This is a genomic window from Pseudoalteromonas sp. G5_S1_14_S5 (assembly GCF_054968605.1).
Map to the genome: position 1 here is coordinate 1 of NZ_JBQKUM010000094.1, position 15,548 is coordinate 15,548.

The 15,548-nt window shown below is 45.2% G+C and carries 13 protein-coding genes; 5 read left to right on the forward strand and 8 right to left on the reverse strand.

Going from position 1 to position 15,548, the window contains the following annotated elements:
- Positions 1-29: 29 nt before the first annotated feature.
- From yacG to nadC, 8 genes are all read right to left on the reverse strand, one after another.
- Positions 30-227, reverse strand: a complete 198-nt coding sequence (gene yacG, locus ACTRWI_RS19970; RefSeq protein ID WP_499133514.1) for a DNA gyrase inhibitor YacG — start codon at positions 225-227, stop codon at positions 30-32.
- Between the two features lie 79 nt (positions 228-306).
- Positions 307-1,047, reverse strand: a complete 741-nt coding sequence (gene zapD / locus ACTRWI_RS19975; RefSeq protein ID WP_499133515.1) for a cell division protein ZapD — start codon at positions 1,045-1,047, stop codon at positions 307-309.
- Between the two features lie 26 nt (positions 1,048-1,073).
- Positions 1,074-1,688 (reverse strand): dephospho-CoA kinase, encoded by a 615-nt coding sequence (gene coaE, locus ACTRWI_RS19980; RefSeq protein ID WP_499133516.1) that lies wholly within the window; start codon positions 1,686-1,688, stop codon positions 1,074-1,076.
- A gap of 2 nt (positions 1,689-1,690) precedes the next feature.
- Positions 1,691-2,560: a prepilin peptidase gene (locus ACTRWI_RS19985; RefSeq protein ID WP_499133517.1), complete on the reverse strand. Its 870-nt coding sequence runs from the start codon at positions 2,558-2,560 to the stop codon at positions 1,691-1,693.
- Between the two features lie 66 nt (positions 2,561-2,626).
- On the reverse strand, positions 2,627-3,856 hold the full coding sequence (locus ACTRWI_RS19990; RefSeq protein WP_499133518.1) for a type II secretion system F family protein: 1,230 nt from the start codon (positions 3,854-3,856) through the stop codon (positions 2,627-2,629).
- Positions 3,857-3,871: 15 nt separating this feature from the next.
- Complete coding sequence (pilB, locus tag ACTRWI_RS19995; RefSeq protein WP_499133519.1) at positions 3,872-5,557, reverse strand: type IV-A pilus assembly ATPase PilB; 1,686 nt, start codon at positions 5,555-5,557, stop codon at positions 3,872-3,874.
- Positions 5,557-5,982 carry a pilin gene (locus tag ACTRWI_RS20000; protein WP_499133520.1) on the reverse strand — a complete coding sequence of 142 codons (426 nt, stop codon included), beginning with the start codon at positions 5,980-5,982 and terminating at the stop codon, positions 5,557-5,559. The genes pilB and ACTRWI_RS20000 overlap by 1 nt, the downstream gene beginning before the upstream one ends.
- Positions 5,983-6,226: 244 nt before the next feature.
- Positions 6,227-7,117 carry a carboxylating nicotinate-nucleotide diphosphorylase gene (gene nadC, locus ACTRWI_RS20005; RefSeq protein WP_499133521.1) on the reverse strand — a complete coding sequence of 297 codons (891 nt, stop codon included), beginning with the start codon at positions 7,115-7,117 and terminating at the stop codon, positions 6,227-6,229.
- Between the two features lie 135 nt (positions 7,118-7,252).
- On the opposite strand from nadC, the gene ampD reads away from it, so the two are divergent.
- The 5 genes from ampD (at position 7,253) to lpdA (ending at position 15,368) form a co-directional block, all read left to right on the forward strand.
- Positions 7,253-7,801: a 1,6-anhydro-N-acetylmuramyl-L-alanine amidase AmpD gene (gene ampD / locus ACTRWI_RS20010; protein WP_499133522.1), complete on the forward strand. Its 549-nt coding sequence runs from the start codon at positions 7,253-7,255 to the stop codon at positions 7,799-7,801.
- Between the two features lie 483 nt (positions 7,802-8,284).
- Positions 8,285-9,046, forward strand: coding sequence for a pyruvate dehydrogenase complex transcriptional repressor PdhR (gene pdhR / locus ACTRWI_RS20015; RefSeq protein WP_499133523.1), 762 nt, complete (start codon positions 8,285-8,287; stop codon positions 9,044-9,046).
- A 62-nt stretch (positions 9,047-9,108) separates the two neighbouring features.
- On the forward strand, positions 9,109-11,772 hold the full coding sequence (aceE, locus tag ACTRWI_RS20020) for a pyruvate dehydrogenase (acetyl-transferring), homodimeric type (RefSeq protein ID WP_499133524.1): 2,664 nt from the start codon (positions 9,109-9,111) through the stop codon (positions 11,770-11,772).
- 30 nt (positions 11,773-11,802) lie between these two features.
- Positions 11,803-13,698: a pyruvate dehydrogenase complex dihydrolipoyllysine-residue acetyltransferase gene (gene aceF, locus ACTRWI_RS20025; RefSeq protein WP_499133525.1), complete on the forward strand. Its 1,896-nt coding sequence runs from the start codon at positions 11,803-11,805 to the stop codon at positions 13,696-13,698.
- Between the two features lie 239 nt (positions 13,699-13,937).
- Entirely contained in the window at positions 13,938-15,368 is a 1,431-nt protein-coding gene (lpdA, locus tag ACTRWI_RS20030) for a dihydrolipoyl dehydrogenase (RefSeq protein WP_063524431.1), read from the forward strand.
- Positions 15,369-15,548: the final 180 nt, after the last annotated feature.

Consider the following 15,548-nt stretch of genomic DNA (forward strand, 5'->3'; position numbering starts at 1 on the left):
CTCGAATCTCGAATCTCGAATCTCGAATCTTAGTACTGCTCCTCTGACCAACCATCGCTATCAGACATATCTGGTGCGCCAGCGATACTGTTCTCTTCGTCTGCCCACTCACCGAAATCAATCATCTGACATTGTTTACTGCAAAACGGACGATGTGGGCTCTGTTCACCCCACTCAACATCAGTCTGACATTGTGGGCATTTAACGATGGTGATTTTGTTCGACATAGTGATTCTTAATTAGAGGGGGTAATAAAACTGAGTTAGGCTCAAATGGCAACTCAAGCCAAACGCTAAAAGGAATAAATTAGGTGCAGATAGCTAGCTCAAATTCGATATCTTGAGTACAGGCTTGGCCTGTTTCAAAGCTCATGAATTTAACCGCAAAGCGGTTTTTGTGCCCTGAGATCATTGGGTAGGCACCGTATTGCATCGGAATAGATAGACGAAGAATATTCGCTTCTTCAGCATCGCTTTGGAAGAAGCCAGCACGAGCGATTTGCTCTTTGAAGTGGCCAGTTTCTCGAGTTAGCTTTAACCATAGCGTTAGCGCTTCATACAGAGGCTGTAGGCTATCCATCCACGCTTTGGCATCTCTCATTCTCTTATCAAGAGGGAGGTGTAACCAATAATGCAGTGCCGGTAAGTCAAAGCAACATGAACCGCCTGGCAGATTAAAACGCTGGCGAATCGCACTTAGGAAGCGATCTTCTTTAAGAGATTGGCCAAAACGCTCTGAGTGCATTAAATCACGATAAATATTGCCAATGTCATTGAGCAGTGACGTAAGCATCTCTTGATCGACACCTTCGACGTCTAACCAGCTTTTGTAGGTTACACGTTGCTTCTCAAGATCTTTTGCAAGTTCGCTCTTGAGTTGGATCTGCTCGAAGATTTCAATCAGATCAAAGATAGAGCGGAAAAAGAGTTGATACTGTTGAGCATCGGAAAATGTAGAAGACAGGTGTAACTGCCTCAAGAGTGATTCCACTCTTAGGTAGATGCGTGTTTTCTCATTTAGAGGATGTTCAAATTTGTGGGTGATCATCGAGCAAGCCTTCATTCAACATAGTTCTATTCTGACCCATCTACTGTACTGATTGCCAGATACTTTTTATGTAAATCTGTGATTTGCGGCAAAAGTTCTTGGTTTTTAGTATGGTTTTTAATCACGTCATCTGCAACTGCCAAACGTTGTTCTCTTGAAGCTTGTGATTTCAAAATTGATGCAACTTGTTCCCTAGAAACATTGTCCCGGTTCATCGTTCGTTCAATCTGCACTTCGGTAGGCACATCAACAATTAATACGCGATCCGTCATGCCTTGCATCTGGTTTTCAACCAATAGAGGTACGACTAATAAACCATAGGGCGAGGTAACTTTAGACAGGTCACTGTCAATTTTGTCACGAATCATGGGATGAAGAAGATCATTTAGCCATTGCTTTTGCTCTGGGTCTGAGAAGATCAGCTCGCGTAGCTTAGCTCGGTTGAGCGTACCATCTTCAAGTAAGATAGCCTCGCCAAAGTGTTCGGTAATCTGCTTTAAGCCTTCACTACCCAGAGCGACCACTTCGCGTGCCACGATATCGGCGTCAACAATATCAATGCCAAAGTGTTCGTTGAATAGGTTAGCGACGGTCGTTTTACCACTGGCGATACCGCCACTTAATCCGATAATGATTGCCATGGTTACATTCCTAGTACTGAAGTGAAATACCAACCCATGATGTCGTTGCCACGCATCAAACTCGCCCAGCCAGCAATTGCAAGGTAAGGGCCGAATGGGAAGGCTTTATCGATGCCTTGCTGTTTCAAGCGTAACTGAATCAACCCAAACATTAGGCCAACAAGAGAAGACAACAGGATGATCATTGGAAGGTGCTGCCAACCAAGCCATGCACCAAGTGCGGCTAGTAACTTGAAGTCACCGTAACCCATGCCTTCTTTGCCTGTCAGTAACTTGAACAGCCAGTATACTGACCATAAAGCGAGGTAACCAGCGATGGCGCCGACTACGGAGTCTTGAAGCGATACTGGGCTGATATCAAATAAGGCTAAGGCGATACCAAACCAAACTAACGGTAATGTAATTTGGTCCGGCAATAGCATGGTGTCGAGGTCGATGAAAGTGGCGGTAATTAACGCAAAGGTAAAAAATATCAGTGCAATAGCGTAAAAACTGAAACCATAGTGACTCGCGACAACTGTGCAAAGTATTGCAGTCAGAAGTTCAACCAGAGGGTAGCGAATACTGATCGGAGTGTCACAACTGTGACACTTGCCCTTCAAGAATAACCAGCTTAACACTGGGATATTGTCGATGATTCTTAATTGAGTGTTGCATTTAGGGCAGGTAGAGCGAGGAACACTGAGGTTGAATTTTCCTTCTGGCGCGGGAATCTTATATTGTGAGAAATACTCCGAGCACTCTTTTTGCCATTCACGTTCCATCATAATTGGTAAGCGATGTATGACGACGTTAAGGAAGCTGCCAATCAGAAGACTAAAAATGAATGCTAATACGGGGAATAGCCAGGGATAGTAGTGAAATACTTCCATAGTGTCCTTTACCACTTAATCAAGACGAGTAGAGGTTTCTACTCATGGGTGTTTAGTTGCTTTTGGCTATCCTAACACACTCATAAGATTAAAGATCGGTAAGTACATTGCAACCACAAGACCGCCTACGATGGATCCTAAAAATACAATGATCAGAGGCTCTAATATTTTGCCCAGATTATCGACGGTATTGTCTACTTCAAACTCATAAATCGAAGCGACTTTGTTGAGCATTTCATCAAGGTTTCCTGACTCTTCGCCAATCGTCACCATCTGCAACATCATCTCAGGAAACGCATTGGTATTGCGCATGGCAATATACATGGGGATGCCAGCAGCGGTTTCACGATGTACTTCAATGATTGCCGATTCATAGTGCAGGTTTCCTGCGGTTTTGGCCGTGGTTTTTAGGCTCATGAGAATGGGAATACCAGAGCCGAAACTGGTTGATAGTGTTCGACTGAACTTGGCAATAGAGGCTTTGGCCATGACACCGCCTAGAACTGGAAACTTTAAACTTAAGCGGCTTGTAGATAATCGAATCGAGTAGGAACGCTGACGGAGTTGATAAATAACTATGCCTGCCAACCCTGCACCTATAAACGTATAAAAGCTGTATGCCTGCATCCAATGAGAAAGCTCAAGTACTTGCTGAGTAAACCAAGGGAGGTCGGCACCAAAGCCCGAAAACATAGACTCAAACTCAGGAATCACCATGGTCAGCATTAAATAAGAGACTGTGAGTGCGACAGTAACCACCATTGCAGGATAGATGAGCGCTTTGATGACCTTAGACTTGAGCTGTTCACTCTTCTCTCGATATGTCGCTAGGCGTTCAAATACTTGCGCGAGGTTACCCGAGAGCTCACCCGTTGCGACTAAATCGGTATAAAGATCATCAAAGTGGCGGCTCGCGGTTCGCATCGCCTTGGAGATAGGTGTACCAGCTTCGACACCTTTACAGATATGTGACAGTATAGATTTCATTTCAGCTTTACGATGATTATCTGAGACCAACTTAATCGCCTGCACAATTGGGACTCCGGTCCCTAGTATGGTCGCAAGCTGGCGGGTCAATACGGTTATATCCCGAGATTTAACTCGATGGGTTAAACGCGTTAGTGCTGAGATACTTTTCTTTTTGATTTTTTTTATCTGGATGTGCTGGTCTTTGAGCTTTTCACGCACCTCTAATTTAGTAAGCGCTACGGTTTGCCCTGACACTTTTTTGCCAGAGCTGTTGATGCCTTTCCAGTGGTAGCTTTTTAATTGTAATTGCTTAGGTTTAGTGATCATTGAAGCTCCAATAGACTATAGGTACAGAACACGTTGCAGTTCTTGATAGCTGGTGGTGCCTTCAAGTAGCTTGTCTAATCCTGACTCTTGCAGTGTACGCATCCCTTCTCGGCGAGCGAGGTCTTCTATCTCCAGTGCATTCGGTTTGCTAATAAGGCTATTTTTGAGTTTGTCGGTGAATGGCATCACTTCATAAATACCGACCCGTCCTGAATAGCCTTGATTGCACTCATTACACCCTTGTGGATTAGCCCTATAAATGGTTTTGCTGTTAGGGATGGAGTGACGCAGGAAGATATCTGGTGAGTCGTCAACGGTTTTGCATTGATTGCACAAGCGTCTTGCCAGTCGCTGGGCAATGATCAAGCTCAACGATGAGGCTAGATTAAAGGGTTCAATCCCCATATGAGCGAGTCGGGTCACCGTTTCTGCCGCAGAGTTTGTGTGGAGCGTTGAAAGCACTAAGTGACCGGTTTGTGACGCTTTGATGGCGATCTCTGCGGTTTCTAAATCACGGATCTCACCGACCATCACCACATCTGGATCTTGTCGTAAAAATGATCGCAGGGCTTCAGCGAATCCAAAGCCAATCTTTGGCATTACTTGCACTTGGTTGATACCACATAGGTTAATCTCTACCGGATCTTCTGCGGTGGAGATATTACGTTCCGTGGTGTTCAATACTCGAAGGCCAGTATAAAGCGAGACGGTTTTCCCGCTGCCTGTAGGGCCAGTCATTAAGATCATTCCTTGCGGGCGTTTTAGTGCATTCATGTAGAGGGCTTTTTGATCGTCGCTGTAACCGAGCTTGTCGATATCGAGATTAGCTGCGCTGCTATCGAGTAGCCGTAAAACGATCTTCTCGCCCCATAGGGTTGGCAATGTGGAGACGCGCATATCAATCGCGAGTTCGTCATTCAGGCGCAGTTTTATTCGTCCATCTTGAGGTAAGCGACGCTCAGCAATATCAAGCTTAGCGAGAATTTTTAAACGGGCGGATAAACGTCGGCTCAGGTGAGAAGCGGGTTGCTGGATCTCAACCAATATACCGTCACAACGCAGACGAACACGGTAGTGCTCTTCATAAGGCTCAAAATGGATATCGGAAGCACCTTTACGTACAGCATCGACCAGTATCTGATTGATAAACCGGCTAACTGGAGAGTCGTCTTGACTAAGGTCTTCAATCGATGCGAGTTCGTCGTCAGATACTTCAACTAGGTTAGCCAGTTCATCTTGGGTGATCTCTTTGCGTTTGGAGTCTTGCCCGGAAATGGAGCGTCCATACAGCTTGCGTATCGTACCTTCCAGTTCTGAGTAATTGGCGACAGCCAGCTCTATCTGTAACCCGGTTGCAAAGCGAAAATCATCTTCAGCTTGTAAGTCAGTAGGGTCGGCGGAAGCAAGTGTGAGCGTCGAGTTAGAGACTGAGATCGGAACTGCACGGTATTTGGTGATCAGCTCGCGAAGCCCTAATTGGTCACACAAATCTTTATAATCTGTGTTGCCCAGTTGAACTAACGGCAAGCCGAAGATGGCTTGTATATTGTGTGCTAGGGAGTCGCCTGTGAAGAGATCAAGAGCGAGTAAAGCTTCAGGTGTCGAAATACCTGAAGCTTGTATATGTTCAGCCACGGCTTGTTCTTGAGTCAGGCCAAGTAAATCAGCCTGACGGAGAATTGTAGGAAGTTTGGTTAGCATTATGGGCAGCTATTTATAGTTGGTAGGTTACTCACACCTGCAGAGGTTGCTGAACATGTCCAGCCAGAATCTGTTCTTGAGTAGGTTAGGTATGCATTATTGAGGGCGCTATTTGAGCCAAATAGGAACTTTAAATTGTTCTCACTTGGAACACTTATCGTTCCTAAAATGTTTGAACCTGCAGAGATACCTAAATCACTAACTGACGTATTTAAAGCTAATTTTCCATTTTCTTGATATATAAGCTCTGCTGGTGTTAATAAAGCTTTCATTGTTGCTATTGCCGATGCAACTTCACTTTTGGCAACATAATTTTTGTATGCAGGTAGAGCAATCGCAGATAAAGTACCAATGATTGCCATCACAATCATCAATTCAATCAGCGTGAAACCTTTCTGATTTGTCCTTTTGTTCATTCTTTTCATTCCACTCTTTAGTTTGTTTCAGTGCAAGCGCAAGATGGTAGAGAGAATAGAAGTCGAGGTGGGGAAGTGGAATGGTGTTCAGGTGCGGTCGCGAGTGGTTTTGAATTTATTGAATCGCTGTTGCATATAGCGCGCAAATTTATGCGATCAACTTAAATAACACTTTGAAATACTGATAATTAAGGCAATAAAAAGGCACTGTCATCAACAGTGCCTTTACAGAAACTATTTACTATTCAGTAAATTACGCTTTGAATCTCATTGATAGATCCATTGCTTTCAGGTGCTTAGTTAGTGCACCGACAGAGATGTAATCAACACCCGTTTCAGCGAACTCAGCGATGGTGTCTAGTGTCACGTTACCAGAGTTTTCTAGTGCAGCACGGCCTGCGTTGATCTTCACAGCTTCACGCATCATGTCAGTGGTGAAGTTGTCTAGCATGATGATGTCTGCGCCCGCGTTGATAGCCTGCTCTAGCTCTTCTAGGCTCTCAGTTTCAACTTCAACCGGCTTACCAGGGTTTAGCTCTTTTGCTGTTGAGATAGCTTTTTCAATGCCGCCACATGCGATGATGTGGTTTTCTTTGATTAAGTAGGCATCGAAAACACCGATACGGTGGTTGAAGCCGCCACCACAAGCCACAGCGTATTTTAGTGCACTACGTAGGCCTGGGATGGTTTTACGAGTATCTAACAGGCGGCACTCTGTGTGTTTGATTTTGTCAGCATAGATGGCGGTTGCTGTTGCACACCCTGATAGCGTTTGAATGAAGTTCATTGCGTTACGCTCACCAGTTAATAGTGCGCGCGCTGGTCCGGTTAGGGTACAAAGCGTTTGGTTTGGTTCAACCTTATCACCATCTTCTACGTTCCACTCGATAGTCACTTCACCGCCTAGCTGCTTAAAAACCTCATCAGCCCATGCTTTACCACAGAATACGCCGTGTTCACGAGTGATGATGGTTGCGCTGTTGATAGCGTCAGCTGGGATTAGACTTGCCGTAATATCAGCCGCTGGATCCAGTGTACCGCCAAGGTCTTCTTTGATTGCTTCTGCGACTGCACGAGTGATCTCTAGTGGCAGCTGCTCTTTTAAGTAGTCAAGGCGTTGGTGGCTGTTATGTGTGTTTTTCATCGCAAATCTAATCTTGAAAGGAAGTGGGAATGGAATGATACTCTTGCTTAACTTCAAATTAAAGAGGCTAGCGCTACTGCTCTATGGGTAAGGTCATAATCTACCGCGCTAGCAAAAAAAGAAAGCGAGACCAAGATGACGATCTGCTCCAAAGGATGGTACGAGAACGCTCGGCATGTACCTTCGCCTTATTTTGACGCTCGGCCGAGTGTCGATGATATCTCTCTGCTGGTGGTCCACAATATTAGCCTACCACCGGGGCAATTTGGTGGGCCTTATATCGAGCAGTTCTTTACGGGTAATCTCGATCCAGCGGAACACCCGTTTTTCAAAGTGATTCATCAAATGGGTGTATCGGCTCACTGCTTAATTCGCCGCGATGGTGAAGTGGTGCAGTTTGTTTCTTTCCTCGACAGGGCTTGGCATGCAGGCCAATCGAGCTTTGCTGGTCGTGAAAGGTGTAATGATTACTCTATTGGTATTGAATTAGAGGGCAGCGACTTTGTTGCCTACACAGAGCAGCAGTATCAAGCCTTGACTGAGCTAACTGAAACGCTGGTGTCAAGCTTTCCTCAGATCACTGATGAACGTATCACTGGTCATCAATACATAGCACCTTTACGCAAAACAGACCCAGGTTTGGTCTTCGACTGGACAAAATTTAAAAGTAAATTGCGCTTCTAATTCCTCATATTCTTCATGGCTCTGTTAATTACAGAGCCTTGCTTAATCAACGTTTAGCATAACCACTTGTGAATTTTTGTTGTTGCGATGTAAAGAAAGTGGTTGGCGTGCGGGTGTCAATAAATCGAGAGTGTGACGAGCTTATCAAACATCTAGATATTAAAGCTTGTGAACAGAATTTCCCTCCCGAATGTGCGATCGGTTCGATTTTTGACCGAATTAGGCTAGTCTTTCTGAAACAATTCATTGTTATCCTGAAATTTTCTAGCACGAATACTCCCCAAAAGTATTAGCGCTGTAAATGGTAAGACCAACTTGGTTGCTGTTTTAAATTTCATTTGTTAAATCGTGGTTAATTCACACTGCGTTCTATGATGCAGGTCAATTTTACGCTGGACAGTGGCGTTTTAATTATGTTAATTTCTTCCCAACTTAAAATTGGTATTACCAATTGTCAGCGAAGAAAAAGAAGAACAACAAACTATGGCTTATCAAAGGATTCGTCAGCCAAAACTCTCCGATGTAATCGAACAAGAGTTAGAAAGGTTGATTGTGGAAGGAACACTGGCTCCAGGGCAGCAGTTGCCGCCTGAGCGCGAATTGGCGAAACAGTTCGATGTGTCTCGTCCTTCAATCCGAGAAGCGATACAACGTTTAGAAGCCAAACGCTTGCTTACTCGCCGTCAAGGTGGAGGTACGTTTGTTAGCGAAAATATCTGGAAGAGCTTTTCAGATCCTTTGCTTAATTTGTTGTCATCCCATTCTGAAACCCAACTAGACTTGTTGGAATCGCGTCATGCGATGGAAGGGATTTCGGCTTACTTCGCGGCATTGCGTGGCACTGATGAAGACTTTGCTCGTATTCAAGCATGCCAAGAGAAAATTCACGGCGCGCAAGATAAGGGTGATATTGAAGCCGAATCTGCAGCGGTGATGGCTTTCCTTATTGCTTTAACAGAGGCAGCACACAATGTGGTGTTATTGCACATTGTTCGTAGCTTGGCTCCGTTACTTGAACAAAACGTCTTGGAAAATTTAAAGCTGTTGCATCGTCGTAAAGACGTTGTGGATAAAGTGAGTATACATCGAGCTAATATCGTAGATGCGATCGTTTCTGGTCAGCCTGAGAAGGCGCGTGAAATGTCACATTCTCATTTAGCTTACATCGAAGAAACATTGCTGGATTTGACGAAGGAAGAATCGCGCCGCGAACGCTCCCTGCGTCGAATTCAACAGGGTAAATAGCCGTAATACTTCGGCTTTTTACGTGTTTAGTAGAATCCAACTAACAAAAAGGATAGATCGCCATGTCTGACATGAAGCATGACGTAGACGCACTGGAAACTCAAGATTGGTTAGAAGCTCTTGAGTCAGTAGTACGTGAAGAAGGTGTAGAACGTGCACAGTTCCTACTAGAAACAGTTCTAGAGAAAGCACGTCTAGATGGCGTTGATATGCCAACTGGTATCAACACTAACTACATCAACACGATTCCGGCAGCACAAGAGCCAGCATACCCAGGTGATGTAACTCTTGAACGTCGTATTCGTTCGATTATTCGCTGGAACGCAATCATGATCGTATTGCGTGCTTCTAAGAAAGACCTAGACCTAGGTGGTCACATGGCTTCTTACCAGTCAGCAGCGGCTTTCTACGAAGTTTGTTTCAACCACTTCTTCCGTGCTCCAAACGAGACGGACGGTGGCGATCTGGTTTACTACCAAGGTCACATCTCACCGGGTATCTACTCTCGTGCATTCGTTGAAGGTCGTCTAACTGAAGAACAGCTAGACAACTTCCGTCAAGAAGTGGATGGTAAAGGTATCCCGTCATACCCACACCCTAAACTGATGCCTGAGTTCTGGCAGTTCCCGACAGTATCTATGGGGCTTGGTCCAATTTCTGCGATCTACCAAGCACGTTTCCTTAAGTACCTAGACGGTCGTGGTCTAAAAGACACATCTGCACAGCGTGTATACGCATTCCTAGGTGACGGTGAGATGGATGAGCCGGAATCACGTGGTTCTCTATCTTTCGCTGCGCGTGAAAAACTAGACAACCTAACATTCCTAATCAACTGTAATCTACAGCGTCTTGACGGCCCTGTAATGGGTAACGGTAGCATCATCCAAGAGCTAGAAGGTCTATTTAAAGGCGCTGGCTGGAACGTTGTTAAAGTTATTTGGGGTAGCAACTGGGATGCTCTACTTGCTAAAGATACAACAGGTAAACTTCTACAGCTGATGAACGAAACTGTAGATGGTGACTACCAAACATTTAAATCTAAAGATGGTGCTTACGTACGTGAACATTTCTTTGGTAAGTACCCAGAGACAGCAGCACTAGTTGCAGACATGACTGATGACGAAATCTTCGCACTTAAGCGTGGTGGTCACGAGTCTTCTAAACTGTACGCAGCTTACAAAAACGCAGCAGAAACTAAAGGTCGTCCAACAGTAATCCTAGCTAAGACTGTTAAAGGTTACGGCATGGGCGAAGCGGCTGAAGGTAAGAACATCGCGCACCAAGTTAAGAAAATGGACATGACTCACGTACTACACCTACGTGATCGTCTAGGTCTTCAAGACATCCTAACTGACGAAGCAGTGAATGAGCTTCCATACCTGAAACTTGAAGAAGGTTCGGCGGAATACGAATACCTACACGCTCGTCGTAAAGAACTAAAAGGTTACACGCCACAGCGTCTACCTAAGTTCACTCAAGAATTCAAAACACCTGAGCTAGAAGAGTTCGCTCCACTACTTGGTGAGCAAAAGCGTGATATCTCTACAACAATGGCTTACGTACGTACTCTTAACATCCTGCTTAAGAACAAGAACATTGGTAAGAACATCGTTCCTATCATCTGTGATGAAGCTCGTACGTTCGGTATGGAAGGTCTGTTCCGTCAAATCGGTATCTACAACCCGCACGGTCAGGAATATACGCCAGAAGATAAAGGCATCGTTTCTTACTACAAAGAAGCAACATCAGGTCAGGTATTACAAGAAGGCATCAACGAACTAGGTTCAATGGCATCTTGGGTTGCTGCTGCAACTTCTTACAGCACCAACGATTTGCCAATGATCCCGTTCTACATCTACTACTCAATGTTTGGTTTCCAACGTGTAGGTGATATGGCGTGGATGGCTGGTGACCAACAAGCTCGTGGTTTCCTACTAGGTGCTACTGCTGGTCGTACAACGCTAAACGGTGAAGGTCTACAGCACGAAGATGGTCACTCGCACATTATGGCGAACACGGTTCCTAACTGTATCTCTTACGACCCAACATTCGCTTACGAAGTTGCAGTAATCATGCAAGACGGTATCCGTCGCATGTACGGTGAGAACCAAGAGAACGTGTTCTACTACCTAACTGTAATGAACGAAAACTACGCAATGCCAGCAATGCCAGCAGGCGCTGAAGAAGGCATCCGTAAGGGTATCTACAAGCTTGAGTCTTACGCAGGTAATAAGTCTAAAGTTCAGCTAATGGGCTCTGGTACTATCATGAACGAAGTACGTAAAGCAGCGACAATCCTAAGCGAAGAGTACGGCATCGCATCTGACGTGTTCTCAGTAACATCGTTCAACGAGCTGACTCGCGACGGTCAAGACGCAGAGCGTTACAACATGCTTCACCCAGAAGCGGAAGCGAAAGTACCTTACATTGCACAAGTAATGGGTACTGAGCCAGCAATCGCAGCGACTGACTACATGAAGAACTACTCTGAGCAAGTTCGTGCGTTCATGCCTTCTGAGTCTTACAAAGTACTTGGTACTGATGGTTACGGCCGTTCTGACAGCCGTGAGAACTTGCGTCGTCACTTCGAAGTTAACGCAGGCTACGTAGTAGTTGCAGCGCTAACTGAACTGGCTAAACGTGGTGATATCGAGAAATCTGTAGTAGTTGAAGCAATTGCTAAATTCGATATTGACACTGAAAAAACAAACCCACAATACGCTTAATACAGCGCTTAACTAGAAGGTAAATAAGCAATGGCAATCGAAATAAATGTACCTGACATCGGTGCGGATGAGGTTGAAGTTACTGAGATTCTTGTAAGCGTTGGCGACAAGGTTGAAGAAGAACAGTCTCTAATCACTGTTGAAGGCGACAAAGCTTCTATGGAAGTTCCGGCGTCTCAAGCTGGTATCGTTAAAGAAATCAAAGTAGCTGAAGGCGATTCAGTTTCTACTGGTTCTCTAATCATGATTTTCGAAGCCGAGGGTGCAGCTGAAGCTGCGCCTGCTCCAGCAGCAGAGACAGCTCCAGTAGCTGCTCCAGCAGCGACAGCAGCGGCAGAGCTTAAAGAAGTTCACGTTCCAGATATTGGTGGTGACGAAGTTGAAGTTACTGAAATCATGGTTGCTATTGGTGATTCAGTAGAAGAAGAGCAATCTCTTCTAACTGTTGAAGGCGACAAAGCATCAATGGAAGTTCCTGCACCATTCGCAGGTACAGTTAAAGAAATCAAGATTGCTTCTGGTGACTCAGTTTCTACTGGTTCTCTAGTAATGGTATTTGAAGTAGCTGGCTCTGCACCTGCAGCAGCGCCTGCTCCAGCGGCGGCAGCACCAGTTGCAGCGGCTCCTGCAGCATCAGCTGAAAAAGAAGTAAACGTTCCAGATATCGGCGGTGACGAAGTAGAAGTTACTGAAGTAATGGTAGCGGTTGGCGATACAGTAGAAGAAGAGCAATCTCTAATTACTGTTGAAGGCGACAAAGCTTCAATGGAAGTTCCTGCACCATTCGCTGGTACAGTAAAAGAGATCAAAATTGCAGCTGGCGACAAAGTATCAACTGGCTCTCTAATCATGACTTTCGTTGTTGAAGGCGCGGCTCCAGCTCCAGCTCCTGTTGCTGCACCTGCACAAGCAGCAGCTCCAGCGGCGGCACCTGCACCTAAAGCTGAAGCTCCAGCAGCTCCAGCAGCAACAGACGACTTCCAAGAAAACGGTGAGTACGCACACGCGTCTCCAGTTGTACGTCGTCTAGCTCGTGAGTTCGGTGTAAACCTAGCGAAAGTTAAAGGTACTGGTCGTAAGAGCCGTGTACTAAAAGAAGACGTTCAGTCTTACGTTAAAGATGCACTTAAGCGTCTAGAGTCTGGTGCTGCGGCATCTGGCAAAGGCGGTGACGGCTCTGCTCTTGGTCTACTACCATGGCCAAAAGTTGACTTCAGCAAGTTCGGCGAAACTGAAGTTCAGAAGCTTTCTAAGATCAAGAAGATCTCTGGTGCAAACCTACACCGTAACTGGGTAATGATCCCTCACGTTACACAATGGGATAACGCAGACATCACTGAGCTAGAAGCATTCCGTAAAGAGCAGAACGCAATCGAAGCGAAGAAAGACACTGGCATGAAGATCACTCCACTTGTGTTCATCATGAAAGCTGTTGCTAAAGCACTAGAAGCGTTCCCAGCGTTTAACTCTTCTCTTTCTGAAGATGGCGAAAGCATCATTCTTAAGAAGTACGTAAACGTAGGTATCGCAGTAGATACTCCAAACGGTCTAGTTGTTCCTGTATTCAAAGACGTAAACAAGAAAGGCATCTACGAGCTATCTGAAGAGCTAATGGCTGTGTCTAAGAAGGCACGTGCTGGTAAGCTAACTGCAGCTGACATGCAAGGCGGTTGTTTCACAATCTCTAGCCTTGGTGGTATCGGTGGTACTGCATTTACGCCAATCGTAAACGCGCCAGAAGTAGGTATCCTAGGTGTATCTAAGTCTGAAATGAAACCTGTGTGGAACGGTAAAGAGTTCGAACCACGCCTACAACTTCCACTGTCTCTATCATACGACCACCGTGTGATCGATGGTGCTGAAGGTGCACGCTTCATTACTTTCCTAAACAGCGCACTATCTGACATTCGTCGTCTAGTACTGTAATTGAGAAAGTAAATATTAAGGTGGCTTTCGGGTCACCTTAATTCTTTATACAAAGTATTTTTTAGAGAACAGTTCCCGCTTTTCTCATAAAGCGAAAGGGAAGTGTTGTCTAGCTCACAGGCTAACTTAAAGCTACTTTCACACTGTTAACATCTCTGTAAAATGTTGGCTGTTTGAAAGCCCAATAATTTAAGAACATCTACTCAGCCTGTTAGGGATAATGACTACAAGAGGTCACAATGAGCAAAGAAATTAAAGCCCAAGTTGTTGTACTTGGTTCAGGTCCTGCTGGTTACTCAGCTGCATTCCGTTGTGCGGATTTAGGTCTAGAAACAGTACTGGTTGAACGTTACAGCACTCTTGGCGGTGTATGTCTAAACGTTGGTTGTATTCCATCAAAAGCACTTCTTCACGTTTCTAAAGTAATTGAAGAAGCGAAAGCGATGGCAGAGCACGGCGTTGTATTCGGCGAGCCACAAACGGACATCAGCAAGATCCGTATCTGGAAAGAAAAAGTAGTAGACCAACTAACAGGCGGTCTTGGCGGTATGGCTAAGATGCGTAACGTAACGGTTGTTAACGGTTTCGGTAAGTTCACTGGTCCTAACAGCATCCTAGTTGAAGGCGAAGGCGAAGCAACAACAGTTAACTTCGACAACGCAATCATCGCTGCAGGTTCTCGTCCAATTAAACTGCCATTCATCCCACATGAAGACCCACGTATTTGGGATTCTACGGATGCACTTGAGCTGAAAGAAGTTCCTGAAAAACTGCTTATCATGGGCGGTGGTATCATCGGTCTTGAAATGGGTACGGTTTACCACTCTCTAGGTTCTAAAGTAGACGTAGTTGAGATGTTCGACCAAGTTATCCCTGCTGCGGATAAAGACATCGTTAAAGTTTTCACTAAGCGTATCAAGAACAAGTTCAAGCTAATGCTTGAAACTAAAGTTACTGCTGTTGAAGCGAAAGAAGATGGTATCTACGTTTCAATGGAAGGCAAGAAAGCACCAGCTGAAGCTGAGCGTTACGATGCAGTTCTTGTTGCTATCGGTCGTGTTCCAAACGGTGCACTTATCGACGCTGAAAAAGCGGGTATCGAAGTTGACGAACGTGGTTTCATCAACGTTGATAAGCAAATGCGTACAAACGTTCCTCACATCCACGCGATCGGTGACGTTGTTGGTCAACCAATGCTTGCTCACAAAGGTGTGCATGAAGGTCACGTAGCGGCGGAAGTTATCTCTGGTAAGAAGCACTACTTCGACCCTAAAGTAATCCCATCAATTGCGTACACTGAGCCAGAAGTTGCTTGGGTAGGTAAGACTGAGAAAGAAGCAAAAGCTGAAGGCATCAACTACGAAGTTGCGACTTTCCCTTGGGCTGCCTCTGGTCGTGCAATCGCTTCTGATTGTGCAGACGGTATGACTAAGATGATCTTCGATAAAGAAACTCATCGCGTAATCGGTGGTGCTGTTGTTGGTACTAACGGTGGTGAACTTCTTGGTGAAATCGGCCTAGCAATCGAAATGGGTTGTGACGCAGAAGATATCGCTCTTACTATCCACGCTCACCCAACTCTACACGAGTCTGTTGGTCTAGCTGCGGAAGTATTCGAAGGTTCAATCACTGATCTTCCAAATAAGAAAGCAGTGAAAAAGAAGAAGTAATTCTCCTTTAGCCACTCGCTAATGTTTTTAAAAGCCGCTGATTCGTCAGCGGCTTTTTTATGCCTGGAGTAAAGCAGTAACGTTTCACTTCGAGATGCGAGTACGCTTCGCTCTGAGATACGAAGAGCGAATATATAAAAATAAAAAGGGTTGACCCACTAGGTCAACCCTTCATAATTT